This is a genomic window from Pseudomonas sp. MT3 (genome assembly GCF_054720805.1).
In genome coordinates, this window is record NZ_JBTVPY010000003.1 from 229,725 (window position 1) to 245,345 (window position 15,621).

At 66.0% G+C, this 15,621-nt stretch carries 18 protein-coding genes; 10 read left to right on the top strand and 8 right to left on the bottom strand.

Going from position 1 to position 15,621, the window contains the following annotated elements:
- Positions 1-404: 404 nt before the first annotated feature.
- A complete protein-coding gene (locus tag ACYCAX_RS04565; protein WP_015478704.1) occupies positions 405-1,118 on the top strand; it encodes a WbqC family protein in 714 nt (237 codons plus the stop codon).
- Here the strand turns inward: ACYCAX_RS04565 and ACYCAX_RS04570 are convergent, their stop codons facing one another.
- Entirely contained in the window at positions 1,119-1,805 is a 687-nt protein-coding gene (locus ACYCAX_RS04570; protein ID WP_015478705.1) for an LrgB family protein, read from the bottom strand. It lies immediately after the preceding gene.
- Entirely contained in the window at positions 1,792-2,169 is a 378-nt protein-coding gene (locus ACYCAX_RS04575) for a CidA/LrgA family protein (protein ID WP_294972585.1), read from the bottom strand. Before ACYCAX_RS04575 ends, ACYCAX_RS04570 begins: the two co-directional genes overlap by 14 nt.
- Before the next feature lie 112 nt (positions 2,170-2,281).
- On the opposite strand from ACYCAX_RS04575, the gene ACYCAX_RS04580 reads away from it, so the two are divergent.
- Positions 2,282-3,178: a LysR family transcriptional regulator gene (locus ACYCAX_RS04580; protein ID WP_015478707.1), complete on the top strand. Its 897-nt coding sequence runs from the start codon at positions 2,282-2,284 to the stop codon at positions 3,176-3,178.
- An 86-nt stretch (positions 3,179-3,264) separates the two neighbouring features.
- On the opposite strand, the gene ACYCAX_RS04585 is transcribed toward ACYCAX_RS04580, so the two are convergent.
- Entirely contained in the window at positions 3,265-3,735 is a 471-nt protein-coding gene (locus ACYCAX_RS04585; RefSeq protein ID WP_015478708.1) for a cupin domain-containing protein, read from the bottom strand.
- A complete protein-coding gene (locus tag ACYCAX_RS04590; RefSeq protein ID WP_015478709.1) occupies positions 3,735-4,187 on the bottom strand; it encodes a flavodoxin in 453 nt (150 codons plus the stop codon). Before ACYCAX_RS04590 ends, ACYCAX_RS04585 begins: the two co-directional genes overlap by 1 nt.
- A gap of 140 nt (positions 4,188-4,327) precedes the next feature.
- On the opposite strand from ACYCAX_RS04590, the gene folM reads away from it, so the two are divergent.
- From folM to ACYCAX_RS04615, 5 genes are all read left to right on the top strand, one after another.
- The gene (folM, locus tag ACYCAX_RS04595; protein ID WP_015478710.1) at positions 4,328-5,053 is read left to right on the top strand and encodes a dihydromonapterin reductase; all 726 of its coding nucleotides are present in this window, start codon (positions 4,328-4,330) and stop codon (positions 5,051-5,053) included.
- A 31-nt stretch (positions 5,054-5,084) separates the two neighbouring features.
- Positions 5,085-5,645 (top strand): GTP cyclohydrolase I FolE, encoded by a 561-nt coding sequence (folE, locus tag ACYCAX_RS04600; RefSeq protein ID WP_041712168.1) that lies wholly within the window; start codon positions 5,085-5,087, stop codon positions 5,643-5,645.
- A gap of 1 nt (position 5,646) precedes the next feature.
- On the top strand, positions 5,647-6,018 hold the full coding sequence (gene folX / locus ACYCAX_RS04605; protein ID WP_015478712.1) for a dihydroneopterin triphosphate 2'-epimerase: 372 nt from the start codon (positions 5,647-5,649) through the stop codon (positions 6,016-6,018).
- A 126-nt stretch (positions 6,019-6,144) separates the two neighbouring features.
- Positions 6,145-6,456: a DUF1244 domain-containing protein gene (locus tag ACYCAX_RS04610; protein WP_015478713.1), complete on the top strand. Its 312-nt coding sequence runs from the start codon at positions 6,145-6,147 to the stop codon at positions 6,454-6,456.
- A 13-nt stretch (positions 6,457-6,469) separates the two neighbouring features.
- Positions 6,470-6,808 carry a HopJ type III effector protein gene (locus tag ACYCAX_RS04615; protein ID WP_015478714.1) on the top strand — a complete coding sequence of 113 codons (339 nt, stop codon included), beginning with the start codon at positions 6,470-6,472 and terminating at the stop codon, positions 6,806-6,808.
- Positions 6,809-7,087: 279 nt separating this feature from the next.
- Here ACYCAX_RS04615 and trxB read toward each other — a convergent pair whose 3' ends face one another.
- Positions 7,088-8,035, bottom strand: a complete 948-nt coding sequence (gene trxB / locus ACYCAX_RS04620) for a thioredoxin-disulfide reductase (RefSeq protein ID WP_015478715.1) — start codon at positions 8,033-8,035, stop codon at positions 7,088-7,090.
- A gap of 402 nt (positions 8,036-8,437) precedes the next feature.
- On the opposite strand from trxB, the gene ACYCAX_RS04625 reads away from it, so the two are divergent.
- From ACYCAX_RS04625 to ACYCAX_RS04635, 3 genes are all read left to right on the top strand, one after another.
- Positions 8,438-10,369, top strand: a complete 1,932-nt coding sequence (locus ACYCAX_RS04625; RefSeq protein ID WP_460247487.1) for a sensor domain-containing diguanylate cyclase — start codon at positions 8,438-8,440, stop codon at positions 10,367-10,369.
- A gap of 99 nt (positions 10,370-10,468) precedes the next feature.
- The gene (gene cysZ / locus ACYCAX_RS04630) at positions 10,469-11,209 is read left to right on the top strand and encodes a sulfate transporter CysZ (RefSeq protein ID WP_015478717.1); all 741 of its coding nucleotides are present in this window, start codon (positions 10,469-10,471) and stop codon (positions 11,207-11,209) included.
- Positions 11,210-11,292: 83 nt separating this feature from the next.
- Entirely contained in the window at positions 11,293-12,498 is a 1,206-nt protein-coding gene (locus ACYCAX_RS04635; RefSeq protein ID WP_294977128.1) for a glycosyltransferase family 4 protein, read from the top strand.
- A 3-nt stretch (positions 12,499-12,501) separates the two neighbouring features.
- Here ACYCAX_RS04635 and ACYCAX_RS04640 read toward each other — a convergent pair whose 3' ends face one another.
- The 3 genes from ACYCAX_RS04640 to ACYCAX_RS04650 all read right to left on the bottom strand — a co-directional run bounded on the left by ACYCAX_RS04640 (position 12,502) and on the right by ACYCAX_RS04650 (position 15,540).
- A complete protein-coding gene (locus tag ACYCAX_RS04640; RefSeq protein ID WP_294977126.1) occupies positions 12,502-13,461 on the bottom strand; it encodes a DegV family protein in 960 nt (319 codons plus the stop codon).
- Between the two features lie 304 nt (positions 13,462-13,765).
- Entirely contained in the window at positions 13,766-14,878 is a 1,113-nt protein-coding gene (locus ACYCAX_RS04645) for an NADH:flavin oxidoreductase (protein WP_460247488.1), read from the bottom strand.
- Between the two features lie 71 nt (positions 14,879-14,949).
- Complete coding sequence (locus ACYCAX_RS04650) at positions 14,950-15,540, bottom strand: TetR/AcrR family transcriptional regulator (RefSeq protein WP_015478721.1); 591 nt, start codon at positions 15,538-15,540, stop codon at positions 14,950-14,952.
- Positions 15,541-15,621 lie beyond the last annotated feature (81 nt).

A 15,621-nucleotide genomic window follows, 5' to 3' on the forward strand; every position in this document is an offset into this window, starting at 1 on the left:
TCGATGGCGCAGTCTAGTCAGCGTGACGCAGAATGGACTGTCACGGAACTGACAGTTGCACGTGCCGACGTCTGGCGAATGCCTGCCCATAAGCGCAGGCGAAGACACCGCCTTGCGCGATCTTGCGCGACGGATGTCCCCGCCTATAGTGGATAGAGTCACCCCTACCGCACCGGCGGAGTTCGGCGCAACGGCGACTCCCTCCAGAAGCGGCGTCCAGACGGTGCCGCAGGCAACTCGCCCCTCAGGGCCGGCGGAAGCGTGCCCCTCTCCACTCCCTGCCCGAGTGCCGTCCACGGCCCCCAATCCGCCTGGAAACATTTCGCAATACCATTTGCAGTGCCCTTCGAGAGTAGTACCCGGGAGTCGGGAGGAGACTCCATGCCGGTCAACGAGGATGTCCCGTGAAGAAGACCGCCATCATGCAGCCCTATTTCTTTCCGTACCTGGGCTATTTCAGCCTGATCAAGCACACCGACCTGTTCGTCCTGTTCGACACGGTGCAGTACATCCACCACGGCTGGATCGAGCGCAACCGCATCCTCAAGCCGCAGGACGGCTGGCTGTACATTCGCGTGCCGCGCGTCAAGCATCACCGCGAGACGCTGATCAAGGACGTGCGCCTGGACAACCGCCAGGACTGGCGGCGCAGTTTCTTTTCGCAATTGGAGGTGTACCGCAAGGTCGCACCGCACTACCACGACGTGCGGGAAATGATCGCAACGGCGCTGGACCACCCGTTCGACGACATCGTCTCGCTGAACAAGACCACCCTGGAGGCAACCTGCGCCTACCTGGGCTTCCCCCGGCAGATGCCGGTGCTCTCGCGTATGGACCTGTCCCTGCAGCGCCCGCAGGCGCCGGACGAGTGGGCGCTGAATATCTGCAAGGCGCTGGAGGGCGTGGAGGAATACTGGAACCCGCCGGGCGGGCAGAGCTTCTTCGACCGCGGCAAGTACCAGGCGGCCGGGCTGACACTGCGCTTCCAGGAACCCAGGCTCGTCCCCTACGACCAGAAGCGCCCGACCTTCGAGGCGGGCTTGTCGATCATCGACGTGATGATGTTCAACTCCCCCGCCGATACCTCCCGCATGCTCGATGCCTACGAGCTCAGTTGATCACAGGCACCACACCAGGACCGGCGCCAGCAGCAGGTTGAACAGCCCGGTCAGGACCATCAGCAGCCCCGCCGCCGAACCTTCTTCTCCCCCGAACTCGTAAGCCCGGCTGGTACCCGCGCCGTGGGCGCCGACCCCCAGCAGCGCGCCGCGCGCCAGGGTCGAGCGCAGTCGCAGCAGGCGCATCAGCACGCCGCCCACCAGGGCGCCGAACACCCCGGTGATCATCACGAAGGCAGCCGTCAGATCCGGCACGCCCCCCAGGTCATGGGACATTTCCATCGCGAACGGCGTGGTGATCGAGCGCGGCAGCAGGGACAGGGTCACCTGACCATCCAGCGCCAGGGCATGGGCCAGCGCCCAGGAGCTGCCGATGGCCACGGTCGAGCCGGCGAGCATGCCGGTCAGCAGCGCCGGCCAATGGCGGGCGAGCAAGGCGCGCTGCTGCCAGATCGGAATGGCGAAGGCCACCGTGGCCGGGCCGAGCAGTGCGACCAGCCAGCGGGTGTCGCGGGCATAGTCGGCATAATGCGCGTGCAGCGGGATCGCCAGGGCGAACAGCAGCGCCGGCACGAAGACGATGGGTGACAGCCAGTACTGCTGGAAACGGCGGTAGAGGGTACGGCTGAGCAGGTAACCGCCGAGGGTGACGGCCAACCAGAACAGGGCTTGCTTATCGAGGCTCATGGCGCGATCTCCAGCGGCACATCCACTCCACCGCCAGGGCGGTGGACAGCATCACCATCACGGTGCTGGCGGTGATCACCAGCAGAATCTTCCAACCCTCGCTGCGCAGCAGCGGGCCGTAGTCCAGCAGGCTCATCAGCGCGGGGATGAAAAACAGCAGCATCTCCGCCAGCAGCAGGCCGGCACCGCCCTGCAGCAGGGCCGGGCGGATCGCCCCACAGGCGAACAGCGTCAGCAGCAGCGCCAGGCCGATCACCCCGCCCGGCAACGGCAGGCCGGTGAGGGTGGCGATCCAGCCGCCGAGCCACCAGAAGGCGACCAGAACGGCAAGTTCGAGAAACAGGCGGGCGGCGCGGCGGAACATGGCAGCGGTCTCGATACGTTGAGTGGGTGGAAAATCGGTTGGGAATGGCGCAAAGCCTACTCCCGCGCCTACCATCCCTAAAGCGAATAGATCGAATCGGAGCCATTCCAGAATGGAATTCAAGCAACTGCGCGCCTTCGCCGAAGTGGTGCGCCAGGGCAGCTTCACCCAGGCGGCGGTACACCTGAATGCCAGCCAGTCGGCGGTCAGCAAGCAGATCGCCCAGCTGGAGCAGAGCCTGCGCGTGCAACTGCTGGAACGCAGCGGCCCGCACGTGAGCCTCACCGCCGCCGGCGAGCTGGTGCTGCGCCGCGCCGAGGACATGCTGCGCCTGCGCCGCGAACTGCTCACCGAACTGGATGACCTCAGCCGCCTGCACCGTGGCGAACTGCGCCTGGGATTACCGCTGCTGGGCGCCGACGCCCTGTTCGCCGGACGCTTCGCCGAGTACCGGCGGCGCTATCCGAATATCGCCGTGCACCTGATCGAGGGCGGCAGCAAGACGATGGAGGAACTGGTCCACCGCGGCGAACTGGAACTGGGCGGCGGTCTCACCCCGGAAGACCCGGCCTTCGACCACCAGCCGTTCTGCAACGAACCGCTGGACGCCCTGCTCCCCGCCGATCACCCGCTGGCGACGCGGGAAAGCCTGAGCCTGGTGGAGCTGGCCGATACGCCGTTCCTGCTCTACCAGCAGAGTTTCACCCTCAACGACCGCCTGCTGCGCGCCTGCCGCGAAGCCGGTTTCGAGCCGCGCGAGGGTGGCCGCAGCGGGCAGGCGGACTTCCTCGGCGCGCTGGTCGCCGCCGGGCAAGGCGTGGTGCTGCTGCCACGGGTGGTGGCCGAGGAACTGGAGCGTCCGGGGGTGGTGCGCGTGCTGCTCCGCGAGCCGGAGCTGCGCTGGGACATCAGCTTCATCTGGCGGCGCGATGCGTACCTGTCGAATGCGGCCAAGGCCTGGCTGGATCTGATGCGGGAGATGCCGTTGCATCCGCTGGGGTCGGCGTGATGCGGGTTCGCGAGCAAGCTCGCTCCTACAGGTTAGCCTCTGTGCCGAGCCCGCCCTTGTAGGAGCGAGCCTGCTCGCGAACCGCTTTACAGCAGCTCCGCGAACTCCCCGACCAATCGCGGCCACGCTCGCTGCGCCTCGCTGTCATCGGCCAGCAGCCTGAACCCGCCGAACTCGAACGCCGGCGATACCGTACAGCCCACCAACACATAATCCCCCCGGCACCGCGCCGCCTGCCAGGCATGGGCGGGCACCGCGCGTTGCGGCAGGCTGCCCTCGCCCACCGGGCCGAGGCGTTCGATGCGTACAGGAGTGTCCGGCCGCTCGGCCACCAGCAGGTCCAGCGGCCCGCCTTCGTGGTAATGCCACAACTCATCGGCGTCGATACGGTGCCAGCGGCTGACTGTGCCGCCGGGCAGCAGGAAGAAGATGGCCGAGGATTGCTGGCGGCCATCGGCGCCCGTCAGGGTCGAATCGAACACGCGGCGGTAGAAACCGCCCTCGGGGTGCGGGGCGAGCCCCAGCGTGTCGATCAGATAACGGGCGCGGGGATGCATCAGGCTTTCAGCGCGGCGATGAACTCGGCAATCCACGGCTCGGAGTCGGTCTCCTGGTCGACCGTCTCGCTGCCGTCCAGGCGCAGCATCGGCACCACTTCGCGCATGCCCAGCTCCACCAGCAGTTCGCGTACCTGCTCGCCGCCGCCGCAATAGGTGTCGCCGTAGCTGGAATCGCCCAGGGCGATCACGCCGCCCGGACGGTCGCGCCAGTCCGGCAGGCGATCGCGCAGCGCGTAGTACAGCGGCTGGAAGGTGTCCGGCAGGTCGCCCATGCCGGTGGTCGAGGTCACCACCAGAAGCGCCTCGGGGGCGAAGGCCAGCAGGCCGTCGAGGGTCACGCGCGGATCGTGCCAGGCTTCGAAACCGGCCGCGTCAAGCAGGCGCTTGGCGTGGCGCGCGACCTCTTCGGCGGTGCCGTAGACCGAGCCGGACAGAATGGCGACTTTCATGATCACTCCCACAAGGCAAGACAAGGCCTCCCATTATGCCCCATCCGTGCCCGGCCGCGCCGGGGCTGGTATAGTTTTGCCCTACCCGGCCGCTCGGATATTCCCCTGCGCGCCGTTTTCCCCGACTTCACGAGGCGCGCATGGGCAACACCCCGGCTCCCATCCTGATCACCGGCGCCAGCCAGCGCATCGGCCTGCACTGCGCGAAGCGCCTGCTACAGGACGGCCAGCCGGTGATCGTGACCTATCGCCAGGACAAGCCCGGCGTCGATGAGCTGCGCCAGTTGGGCGCCACCTGCCTGCACGCGGAGCTGGCCGACGAAGCCGGCATCCTCGCCTTCATCGACACGCTGAAATCCCGCACCGACCACCTGCGCGCGATCGTCCACAACGCCTCGGCCTGGATCAGCGAAGAGCCCGGCCTTGAGGCGGACGCCTTCGGCGAACTGTTCCGCCTGCACATGCTCGCGCCCTACCTGATCAACCTGCGTTGCGCCGAACTGCTCGAACGCGACGCCGTCGAACGTGGCGCCCCGGCGGACATCATCCACCTCTCCGACGACGTCGCCCGCAAGGGCAGCGCCAATCGCATCGCCTACTGCGCCAGCAAGGCCGGCCTGGACAACCTCACCCTGTCCTTCGCCGCGCGCTTCGCGCCGCGCATCAAGGTCAACGGCATCGCGCCGGCCCTGATCCTGTTCAACGAAGGCGACGACGCGGACTACCGAGTGCGCACCCTGGCGAAATCCGCCCTGGGCATCGAACCGGGCGCGGAGGTGATCTACCAGAGCGTGCGCTACCTGCTCGACAGCCCCTACGTGACCGGCACCACCCTGACCGTCAACGGCGGCCGGCACCTCAAATGACCCGCCCGGCGCGGGCGCGAGGAATCCCACCATGATCGAAGACATGTCTCGCCACTACCGTGAGATTCTCAAAGGGCTCGGCGAAGACCCCGGCCGCGAGGGCCTGCTCGACACGCCCAAGCGCGCCGCCAAGGCCATGCAGTACCTTTGCCACGGTTACGAGCAGACGCTGGGAGAGATCGTCAACGGCGCGCTGTTCGCCTCGGACAACGACGAGGTGGTGATCGTCAAGGACATCGAGCTCTACTCGCTGTGCGAACACCACCTGCTGCCCTTCATCGGCAAGGCCCATGTGGCGTACATTCCCACCGGCAAGGTGCTGGGCCTGTCGAAAGTGGCGCGCATCGTCGACATGTTCGCGCGCCGCCTGCAGATCCAGGAAAGCCTGACCCGGCAGATCGCCGAGGCCATTGAGCAGGTCACCAGCGCCGCCGGCGTGGCGGTGGTGATCGAAGCGCAGCACATGTGCATGATGATGCGCGGCGTGGAGAAACAGAACTCGGTGATGAACACTTCGGTGATGCTCGGCGCCTTCCGCGAGTCCAACACCACCCGCCAGGAATTTCTGCAACTGATCGGACGGAGCAAGTGAAATGACGCGACTGGAGCCAGGCATGGCGCGAATCCGGGTCAAGGATCTGCGCGTGCGCACCTACATCGGCATCAAGGAGGACGAAATCCTCAACAAGCAGGATGTGCTGATCAACCTCACCATCCTCTACCCGGCCGGCGATGCGGTGCAGGTCAACGACATCGACCACGCCCTGAACTACCGCACCATCACCAAGGCGATCATCGCCCACGTGGAGGAAAACCGCTTCGCCCTGCTCGAGCGCCTGACCCAGGAACTGCTCGACCTGGTGATGAGCAACCCGGCCGTGCGCTACGCCGAAGTGGAGGTCGACAAGCCCCACGCCCTGCGTTTCGCCGAGTCGGTGTCCATCGCGCTGGCCGCCCAGCGCTGACCGGGCAGTCGAGCATTCTGCACGCCCGTGCCAGCCGGCCAACGGGCGTTGCTGGCAGATCGCTGGCCTCCTAGAATCTCGACAGCCCCGCCATGCGCCTCTGTTGCGCCCACTGAGAGACACGCCATGACCGAGCCCACCCATCTGACCGAAGAACAACGCACGGAACTCGAGGCCGCCGCCTTCCGCACCCTGGTGCAGCACCTGCGTACCCGCAAGGACGTGCAGAACATCGATCTGATGAATCTTGCCGGCTTCTGCCGCAACTGCCTGTCCAAGTGGTACAAGGCTGCGGCGGACGACATGGGACTGGACGTCAGCCCTGACCAGGCCCGCGAAGAGATCTACGGCATGCCTTACGCCGAATGGAAGGCCAAGTACCAGAAGGAAGCGACGCCCGAACAGCAGGCGGCCTTCGATAACGCGAAAAAGCACTGACGAGTTTGCCTTGATGACCCTCAACGATTTTCGCGCGCGCCTGCGCAGCGAGCAGCACCTGTTCACCGACACCCTCGCGTACATCGCCGAGCACTACAGCTACACCCCCAGCGCCTTCAGCAACGGCAGCGTGGAAAACCCCGCCGGGCAGAACGAAGGTTCCTGCAAGACCCTGGGTTTTGCGATTCTCGAAGGCCTGAGCCAGGAAGAGTCGCTGCTGGCGTTCGGCGAGCACTACCGCGCCGTACGTGAGAACCCCGAAGGCACCGACCACGCCAACATCCGCGCCCTGCAGAGCACCGGCCTGGCCGGCGTCAACTTCGAGCGCCAGCCGCTGTCGCGTCGCGGCTGAGTTGTCTGGCTCGATGAATAAGCCCCGCTGATGCGGGGCTTTTTCATTTCGCGCGCCACGGTCTGCACCTGTAGGAGCGAGCTTGCTCGCGAACCTGCAAGGCACGGTGCCAGATCGTTCGCGAGCAAGCTCGCTCCTACAGGTTGCCCGTACGCCGATCACAGCGGTGGATAACGCTGATGCGTTATACGGCCTGCCAAGAACATCCCGCCTCGCCGAGCAGAAAAGAAAAAGGCCCCGCAAGCGGGGCCTCTTCCTGCACGCCGGCTCTTCGGGCCGTTACAGGGAATCCAGGTAACGCTCGACGTCCAGAGCGGCCATGCAGCCGGCGCCGGCGGAGGTGATCGCCTGGCGGTAGACGTGGTCGGCCACGTCGCCGGCAGCGAACACACCGGGAATGTTGGTGGCGGTGGCGTTACCTTCGCGGCCGCCGTTGACCACCAGGTAGCCGTCCTTCAATGCCAACTGGCCTTCGAACAGCGAGGTGTTGGGCGTATGGCCGATGGCGACGAACAGGCCATCCACCGGTAGCTCCGACGTCCCGCCATCGTTGTGGCGCAGGCGCACGCCGGTAACCCCCATGTCGTCGCCCAGCACCTCGTCGACCTGCGCATTCACGCGCAGCTCGATCTTGCCCTCGGCCACTCGGGCACGCAGCTTGTCCTGCAGGATCTTCTCGGCGCGGAAACTGTCGCGGCGGTGCACCAGGGTCACCTTGCTGGCGATGTTGGCCAGGTACAGCGCCTCTTCCACGGCGGTATTGCCGCCCCCGACCACCGCCACCTCGCGGTTGCGGTAGAAGAAGCCGTCGCAGGTCGCGCAGGCGGACACGCCCTTGCCCATGAACGACTCTTCCGAGGGCAGCCCCAGGTATCGCGCGCTGGCGCCGGTGGCGATGATCAGCGCATCCGCCGTGTAGGTGCCGCTGTCGCCCTTGAGCACGAAGGGCTTGCCCGCCAGGTCGACGCCGTGAATGTGATCGAAGACGATCTCCGTCTCGAAGCGCTCGGCGTGTTCCTGCATGCGCTGCATCAGCGCGGGTCCGGTGAGCCCGTGGGGATCGCCGGGCCAGTTGTCGACTTCGGTGGTGGTGGTCAACTGGCCGCCGGCCTGCAGGCCGGTGATCAGCAGCGGCTTGAGGTTGGCGCGGGCGGCGTAGACCGCGGCGCTGTATCCGGCCGGACCGGAACCCAGGATGATGACCCGCGCGTGGCGATTCTCGGACATCGCAGCCTCCTTTTTCAGCTAAAGAGAGTCAGACAAGGAAAGTCAGGCAAAAGAAAAGGGAGCTGCCAAAGTACCAGGGGGAAGGTTGGGAGGAACGGCAGCTCCTCTGAAAGGTTTCTTGCGCAGGACCGCATGGCCTGGAGACCGTGGACGATGCGGCGTGGTCTGAACCACGGAATCCATTGTCCCGCAGAGTTTCCCAGTGCCGTTGAGATAAGTCAGGCGTATCCTGATTTTCCATTGATCCTGCGCAATTCGACTTGGGGCGGAGCTTACAGCTCAGACTCATGCCTACAGAAATGCCCTTTCCCAATTCACCCAATAGCCCTTGTCTATGCACCACGCATCTCCCTTCGGGCTGACTAGACTCAAGCCAACGCTCAAGGTCCCTTCAGTCCCCGCATGAATCTTCGCGCCCGCCTGCTCCTGCTGTTCCTGCCCCTGTTCGCCGCCAGTCTGGCCGGGGTCTGGATGCTGTCCGACATGATCCTGCTCGACCGTTTCGACCGCGGCGACCGCCAGCGCCTGGCCGACGAGGTGCGCATCGTCCACAAGCGCATCGGCTTCGAGAAGAAACGCTTCCTCGACATCGTGCGCAGCTACGCCCAGTGGGACAGCAGCTATGCCTTCATGCAGAAACCCGATCCGAAGTTCGTCGAGGAGAACCTCGAAGTCGACATGCTCGGCTTCCTCAGCTTCGACTACGTGCTGTACGTCGACCGCCAGGGCCGGGTCGTCGGCCAGCAATGGAAGCTCGACGACCTGCCCGGCCGCTTCCCCGGCGCCTCCATGCCCAGCCCGGAAACCCTGCGGCGCGACATCCTGAAAACCGCCCTCGCGCTCGGCGCCCTCGACATCCAGGGCAATACGCGGCACAGCATCGACCAACTGGTGCAGATCGACGGCGTGCCGCAACTGCTGCTGAGCTACCCGATCAGCGATACCGCCGGCCACGCCGAACCCGCCGGCGCTCTGATCGCCGGCGTGCTGTTCGACAAGGAACGGATGGCCGCCCTGGAGAACCAGATGGGCGCGCGCCTGCACCTGGCCAACGACTCCAGCCCCGACAGCAGTTGGCGACCGCTGAACATTCCCAGCAATCGCGGTACCACCCTGCTCAGCCCCCGCCAGTTGCTCGGCAAGAACGCCCAGCAGATGTCGCTGCTGTACCTGAGCTCCCAGGGCCAGCCGCAGATGCGGCTCGACGTGGTCAGCCCGCGCCCGCTCTACCAGCAGGGCCGACAGTCCATCCGCCTGTTCCTCTACCAGGCCCTGGCCCTGCTGGCCACCGCCATGCTGCTGGCCTACCTGGCGCTGGAGTTCTGGATCATCCGTCGCGTGCGCACGCTCAATCGCGAGGTCTCGAACATCGGCCCGGAGGACCATCAGCAACGTCTCGGCAACCTAGGCAACGACGAACTCGGCCAGCTCGCCGGCGAGATGAACCACATGCTCGACCGCCTGGAGCAGAGCGAGGCGCGGGACCGGGCGATCCTCGACGCGATCCGCGACGGCTACTTCGAGATGGACGACAACGGCATCCTGCTCACCGTCAACGCCGCGCTGTGCCGGATGCTGGGCTATTCGGCGCAGGAGGTCGCCGGCCGCCACTACAGCGTACTGCTGCTTGACGAGGACGCCCGCCGCGCCCAGGAACTCTACGTCCAGGTACGCGACGAACAGCGCGAAACCACCTTCTCCGCCCCCTTCCGCTGCCGCGACGGCCGGCTGCTCAACTGCGAGACGCGCTGCTCGGCGATCCTCGACCACCAAGGCCTGTTCCGCGGCTTCCGCGGCATCCTGCGCGACATCAGCCAGCACGTTGCCTACCAGAACCAACTGATCGACCTGGCCTTCCGCGACGCCGTGACCGGCCTGGGCAACCGCAAGGCCTTCGACGAGCAGTTGCCCGCCTCGATCACCCGCTGCGAGCGCGTTGCGCTGCTGTACATCGACCTGGATCGGTTCAAACAGGTCAACGACAACTTCGGCCACGCCGCCGGCGATGCCCTGCTGGCCGCCGTCGGGGAGCGCCTGCACAATAGCCTGCGGCAACCGGACCAGGCTTTCCGCCTGGGTGGCGATGAGTTCGCCGTGCTGCTGGAAAACGCCGAACCGCCGCAGGCCGAAAGCCTGGGCATGCGCCTGCTGCGGGTGCTGGGCAGTCCCTACGAGCTAGGCGGCCAGACCATCGACTTCGTCACGCCGAGCATCGGTATCGCGTTTTATCCACAGGACGCGAGCGATCCCGAAAGCCTCACCCGCGCCGCCGACAGCGCCATGTACCAGGCCAAGCAGGAGCGCAACCGCTGCCAACGCTACAGCCGCGCCTGAACTGCCACACACCCGGCAAAACAGACGGCTCGCCGGCCATTCGCCGGGTCTGCTAAGGTCGCAAGCGCTTTACCCTTGGAGAGTTTCCTGGAGAGTCCCATGTCTACCCTGAGCGGCCCGCAATACCTCGGCGAAGGCCTGAAACTGATGATGCGCCCCGGTCTGCGGCTGTTCGTCCTGCTGCCGCTGAGCATCAACCTCATCCTGTTCATCGGCCTGATCGGTTTTGCCATCAACCAGTTCAGCCACTGGGTCGACTGGCTGATGCCGAGCCTGCCGGAGTGGCTGAGCTTCCTGCAGTTCATCCTCTGGCCGCTGTTCGTCACGCTGGTGCTGCTGATCGTATTCTTCACCTTCACCCTGATCGCCAACCTGATCGCCGCGCCCTTCAACGGCTTCCTCGCGGAAAAGGTCGAAGTGGTGGTGCGCGGCACCGACGATTTCCCGGCCTTCAGCTGGGCCGAACTGATGGCGATGGTGCCGCGCACCATCGGCCGCGAACTGCGCAAGCTCGGCTACTTCCTGCCGCGCGCCATCGCGCTGTTCATCCTCAGCCTGATCCCCGGCCTGAACCTGATCGCCGCGCCGCTCTGGCTGCTGTTCGGCGTGTGGATGATGGCCGTGCAGTACATCGACTACCCGGCGGACAACCACAAGCTGGGCTGGAACGAAATGCTCGCCTGGCTGCGCAGCAAGCGCTGGGCCTGTATGGGCTTCGGCGGCATCACTTACCTGGTGCTGCTGATCCCGCTGGTCAACCTGGTCGCCATGCCCGCCGCCGTGGCCGGCGCGGTGCTGTTCTGGGTACGTGAAGGCGGCGACCAGGCGCTGGTGAAGTAATCACCGACGCCGCCCGAGCCGCTGTCACCTATCGATCATCGCTCTGTCATCGGCGCGCCACCGCGCGCCGGGACACTGCGAGCATGACCACGACTCCCCTGCGCATCGCGCTGATCAGCGAAACCTTTCCGCCGGAAATCAACGGCGTCGCCAACACCCTGGGCCGGCTGGCTTCGGGGCTGTTGCGCCTCGGACATCAGATCCAGGTGGTACGGCCGCGGCAGCAGGGCGACGGCGGCCGCCACAGCGACGCCGAGCTGGTGCTCACACGTGGCTGGCCGCTGCCCGGTTACCCCGGCCTGCAATGGGGCCAGTCCTGCCTGCACAAGCTGCTGCGCCACTGGAAGGGCGTGCGTCCCGACGTGCTCTACATCGCCACCGAAGGCCCGCTGGGCCTCGCCGCGCTGCGCGCCGCGCGGCGCCTGCGGATCCCGGTGATCAGCGGCTTCCACACCAATTTCCAGCAGTACAGCGCGCACTATGGTTTCGGCCCGCTGATGCGCCTGGTGACGCTGTACCTGCGCTGGTTCCACAACCGTACCCAGCAGACCCTGGTGCCCAGCGTCAGCCAGTCCCTGGAGTTGCAGCGACGCGGTTTCGAACGCCTGGCGCAGCTTTCGCGCGGCGTCGACAGCCAACTGTTCAACCCCGCCCGGCGCGACGAGACGCTGCGCCGTGAATGGGGCCTGGGCGAACGCGACATCGCCGTGCTGCACGTTGGTCGGCTGGCGGCGGAGAAGAACCTGTCGCTGCTGGGCAGCAGCTTCCGCGCCCTGTGCGCGGCGCACCCGCAGCTCAAGCTGCGCCTGGTGATAGTCGGCGACGGCCCGCAGCGCGCGCACCTGCAGAAGGAACTGCCCGAAGCCGTGTTCTGCGGCCTGCAGCGCGGCGAGGAACTGGCTCGGCACTACGCCAGCGGCGACCTGTTCCTGTTCCCCAGCCTGTCGGAAACCTTCGGCAACGTGGTGCTGGAAGCGCTGGCCTCAGGGTTGGCCGTGGTGGCGTTCGACCAGGCGGCGGCGGGCCAGCACATCCGTCACGGGCACAACGGCACCCTGGCGACGCCGGGCGACACCGAAGGCTTCTTCGAGGCGGCCAGTTGGCTGCTGGAAGACCCGGAGCGTCTGCGCCGAGTGCGGCTGAACGCCCGTCATCACGCCAGCCATCAGGCCTGGGATACGGTGGTGGAGCGCTTCGAAAGCTACCTGCAGGAAGCCTGCCGCCTGGCGCTGCACGGGAAGACCGCCACCGGCCTGGGGCCGGTGGGAGGCTCCTCCGTGCACAAGTGAGGCTCAGGCGAAGGGCTTGGGCTCCGCCGCGAACGACAGGCTCATGGCGCCGGCGCCCAGGTTGATGCCACCGGTGGGGCTGAGCATCGCCAGGTGCACCTGCACGCCCTTGGCCTGGCAGGCCGCTTCCAGCGCGGCGAAACCGGGCAGGTCGCGCAGCGCGGAAGGGTCGCCGGCATAGCTCAGGCACATCTGCGGCGCCAGCAGCTCGCCCGCCTCGACCCGCGCACGGGCGAAGTTGAGCAGGCGCTCGGCAGATTTCTCGTAGTTGGGCGACACCGACACCGGCTTGTCCTCGCCCTGTACCAAGCTCAGCACCGGTTTCATGTCGAGCATCGAGCCCAGGCCGAGGAAGGCACCGCGCAGGCGGTCGCCGATGCTGCTGCGGTCACCCTTCTGGAAGCCGCGGCGGCGGATATGTCCTAGGTCGCTGGCAACCAGGAAGGTGTTCATCTGCTGGCTGAGCTGCTCCAGGCGCGTGCGCACGGCATTGGGGTGCTGGTCCTCGCCGAGCAGGCGCGCGCCCTCGGCGGCCAGCACGGCAAGGCCGGCGAACACCGTATGGCTGTCGATCACCCGCAGCGCAAAGGGCCCGGCGATGCCGGCGGCAGCGCGGCGCTCCTTGTAGCTCTGCAGCAGGCTGAAGGAGGCCTGGGTGGCATGCTCGAAGATCGGGCTGCGCTGGCGGGTGACGGTCAGGCAGATGACATAATCGAAATCGGTGACCAGTTGCTCCAGGAACCAGTCGTGGGTCTGCGCCGGCGTCAGCGGTTCGCTGCCGTCCTCCGGGCCGACCTTGGGCAGGTCCTGCGAATAGAACCGCAAGGTGGTGTCGGGATCGCGATCATCGACGATGCGCCGCTCCCCCAGGCGAATACCGATGGGCAGGACACGAATGTTGTGGGCGGCGAGAAACTCGGGGGGCAGGTCGCAGGTTGCATCGACCACCAAGCCGATCCTCATGGCTTACTCCTATGGCCGTATCCCGGCCTATTGTTGTGTGAACGCGGTCATACAATGCCCGTTTCGGACTATGAAGTCAGCATGCGGAAAGGTGGGTCTCGGAAAAGTTTTGTAAACGCCTAGGACGGGGTTTTCAGATCATTCAGATCATCAATACCGCGCCATAAACGAGACACCATTTGTAGGAGCGAGCTTGCTCGCGAACATGCCCCGCAGCGGAGGTTGGTTCGCGAGCAAGCTCGCTCCTACGAAAAGCCAAAAACCCCTGGCACCATCGGCGCCAGGGGCTTTTCACATTCGCGAATCAGGCCAGCGACATCAGCGCATCGCGGCTGAAGGGCTTGATGTCCTCCAGGCGGCCGTCACGCACTTTCACTGCCCAGTCCGGGTCGACCAGCAGGGCGCGACCGACGGCCACCAGGTCGAACTCTTCCTTGTTCAGGCGCTCCAGCAGCCCGTCGATACCCGACGGCTGCGCGACTTCCTCGGTGTTGCCGAAGAAGGCGAGGAACTCGCTGCCATCCAGGCCGACGTTACCGACGGTGATGGTCGGCTTGCCGGTGAGCTGGCGGGTCCAGCCGGCCAGGTTGAGGTCGGAGCCTTCGAACTCGGGAATCCAGAAGCGGCGGGTGGAGCAGTGGAAGATGTCCACCCCGGCATCCGACAGCGGCTTGAGGAAGGCTTCCAGTTCCTCGGCAGTCTGCACCAGGCGGGCGCTGTAGTCCTGCTGCTTCCACTGGGAGAAGCGGAAGATGATCGGGTAGTCGGGGCCGACAGCCGCGCGCACGGCCTGGATCAGCTCGATGGCGAAGCGCGAACGGTTGGCCAGGCTGCCACCGTATTCGTCGGTACGCTTGTTGCTGCCGTCCCAGAAGAACTGGTCGATCAGGTAGCCGTGGGCGCCGTGGATTTCCACGCCGTCCATGCCGATGGCCTTGGCGTCGCGGGCGGCCTGGGCGAAGGCGGCGATGACTTCCTGGGTATCTTCCCTGGTCATTTCATGGACCAGCACGGTGCCGTCCTTGACCTTGCCGCTGGGGCCATAGCCGGGGACGCTGGCGTCCGGCTCGGTGCCCAGGCGGCGCACGGCGCCGACGTGCCAGAGTTGCGGGACGATCTTGCCGCCTTCGGCGTGCACCGCATCGACCACCTGCTTCCAGCCGGCCAGGGCGTCTTCACCGTAGAACCGCGGCACGTTCGGGTAACCGTTGGCGGCCTTGTGGTTGACCGTGGTGCCCTCGGTGACGATCAGGCCGACGCCGGCGGCGGCACGGCGTCGGTAGTACTCGACCACCTGCGCGTGAGGCACGCCGCCCGGGCTGAAGTTGCGGGTCATCGGCGCCATCACGATGCGCGTGGGCAGTTCCAGGCCGCCCAGGCGGAAGGGCGAGAACAGGGTGTCTACGGATGCGGTCATTGAGGTCTCCATGACGACCAGGCGACCGGTCGTCTCGCTTTTTTGGAAAAGAAAATGATGACTCAGGCAGATCAGGCCTGAAGCAGGTGCTCCAGGCGTTCGATAAAGCGCTCCACCGGTTTGAGCGAGGCACTGACTTTCATCCGCGCCAGCACGCCCTGCCAGGCGTTGCCGATGAACTCGGCCAGGTGCTCGACGTTCTCCGCTGCCGGCAGCTCCCCGGCGTGCCGGGCCTCGTCGAGGCAACCGCGCAGGGTGTCGATGGACTGCTGGAGGATGCCGTCGACCCGTTCGGCGATGGCCGGCGACAGCTCGGCCATCTCGAAGCTCAGGCTGCCGATGAAGCAGTGGTATTCGAGCTTCTCCTGGCGGGCGAAATGCGCCAGCAGTTCGCGGTAATAGGTAAGGATGCGCGCACGCGGGCCCAGTGCCGGGTTGCCCAGCGCCTCGGCGTAGCGGGCCAGGCGCGGTGCGTACAGATGCTCCAGGGCCTGCAGGGCGAAGTCTTCCTTGCTCTCGAAGTAGTGGTAGAAGGAGCCCTTGGGGATGCCGGCGGCCTGGACGATGTCCTGCACGCCGGTGCCGTGGTAGCCGCAACGGGTCATCGCCAGGGAGCCCTTGGCGAGGATCAGGTCACGCTTGTCGAGTCGGATGCTGTTCATGGGGCACGAGAATATGACCGGTCGTCTCGTTTTTCCCAGCATCATTGATCGTGGTGATCATCCTCCCAAACCACCGCTGCG

Excerpts from the sequence above, each read along its gene's own strand:
- ACYCAX_RS04570 (WP_015478705.1), bottom strand. The coding sequence starts at position 1,805 with ATGAGCCTCGATAAGCAAGCCCTGTTCTGGTTGGCCGTCACCCTCGGC.
- ACYCAX_RS04575 (WP_294972585.1), bottom strand. The coding sequence starts at position 2,169 with ATGTTCCGCCGCGCCGCCCGCCTGTTTCTCGAACTTGCCGTTCTGGTC.
- ACYCAX_RS04580 (WP_015478707.1), top strand. The coding sequence starts at position 2,282 with ATGGAATTCAAGCAACTGCGCGCCTTCGCCGAAGTGGTGCGCCAGGGC.
- ACYCAX_RS04585 (WP_015478708.1), bottom strand. The coding sequence starts at position 3,735 with ATGCATCCCCGCGCCCGTTATCTGATCGACACGCTGGGGCTCGCCCCG.
- ACYCAX_RS04590 (WP_015478709.1), bottom strand. The coding sequence starts at position 4,187 with ATGAAAGTCGCCATTCTGTCCGGCTCGGTCTACGGCACCGCCGAAGAG.
- folM (WP_015478710.1), top strand. The coding sequence starts at position 4,328 with ATGGGCAACACCCCGGCTCCCATCCTGATCACCGGCGCCAGCCAGCGC.
- folE (WP_041712168.1), top strand. The coding sequence starts at position 5,085 with ATGATCGAAGACATGTCTCGCCACTACCGTGAGATTCTCAAAGGGCTC.
- folX (WP_015478712.1), top strand. The coding sequence starts at position 5,647 with ATGACGCGACTGGAGCCAGGCATGGCGCGAATCCGGGTCAAGGATCTG.
- ACYCAX_RS04610 (WP_015478713.1), top strand. The coding sequence starts at position 6,145 with ATGACCGAGCCCACCCATCTGACCGAAGAACAACGCACGGAACTCGAG.
- ACYCAX_RS04615 (WP_015478714.1), top strand. The coding sequence starts at position 6,470 with ATGACCCTCAACGATTTTCGCGCGCGCCTGCGCAGCGAGCAGCACCTG.
- trxB (WP_015478715.1), bottom strand. The coding sequence starts at position 8,035 with ATGTCCGAGAATCGCCACGCGCGGGTCATCATCCTGGGTTCCGGTCCG.
- ACYCAX_RS04625 (WP_460247487.1), top strand. The coding sequence starts at position 8,438 with ATGAATCTTCGCGCCCGCCTGCTCCTGCTGTTCCTGCCCCTGTTCGCC.
- cysZ (WP_015478717.1), top strand. The coding sequence starts at position 10,469 with ATGTCTACCCTGAGCGGCCCGCAATACCTCGGCGAAGGCCTGAAACTG.
- ACYCAX_RS04635 (WP_294977128.1), top strand. The coding sequence starts at position 11,293 with ATGACCACGACTCCCCTGCGCATCGCGCTGATCAGCGAAACCTTTCCG.
- ACYCAX_RS04640 (WP_294977126.1), bottom strand. The coding sequence starts at position 13,461 with ATGAGGATCGGCTTGGTGGTCGATGCAACCTGCGACCTGCCCCCCGAG.
- ACYCAX_RS04645 (WP_460247488.1), bottom strand. The coding sequence starts at position 14,878 with ATGACCGCATCCGTAGACACCCTGTTCTCGCCCTTCCGCCTGGGCGGC.
- ACYCAX_RS04650 (WP_015478721.1), bottom strand. The coding sequence starts at position 15,540 with ATGAACAGCATCCGACTCGACAAGCGTGACCTGATCCTCGCCAAGGGC.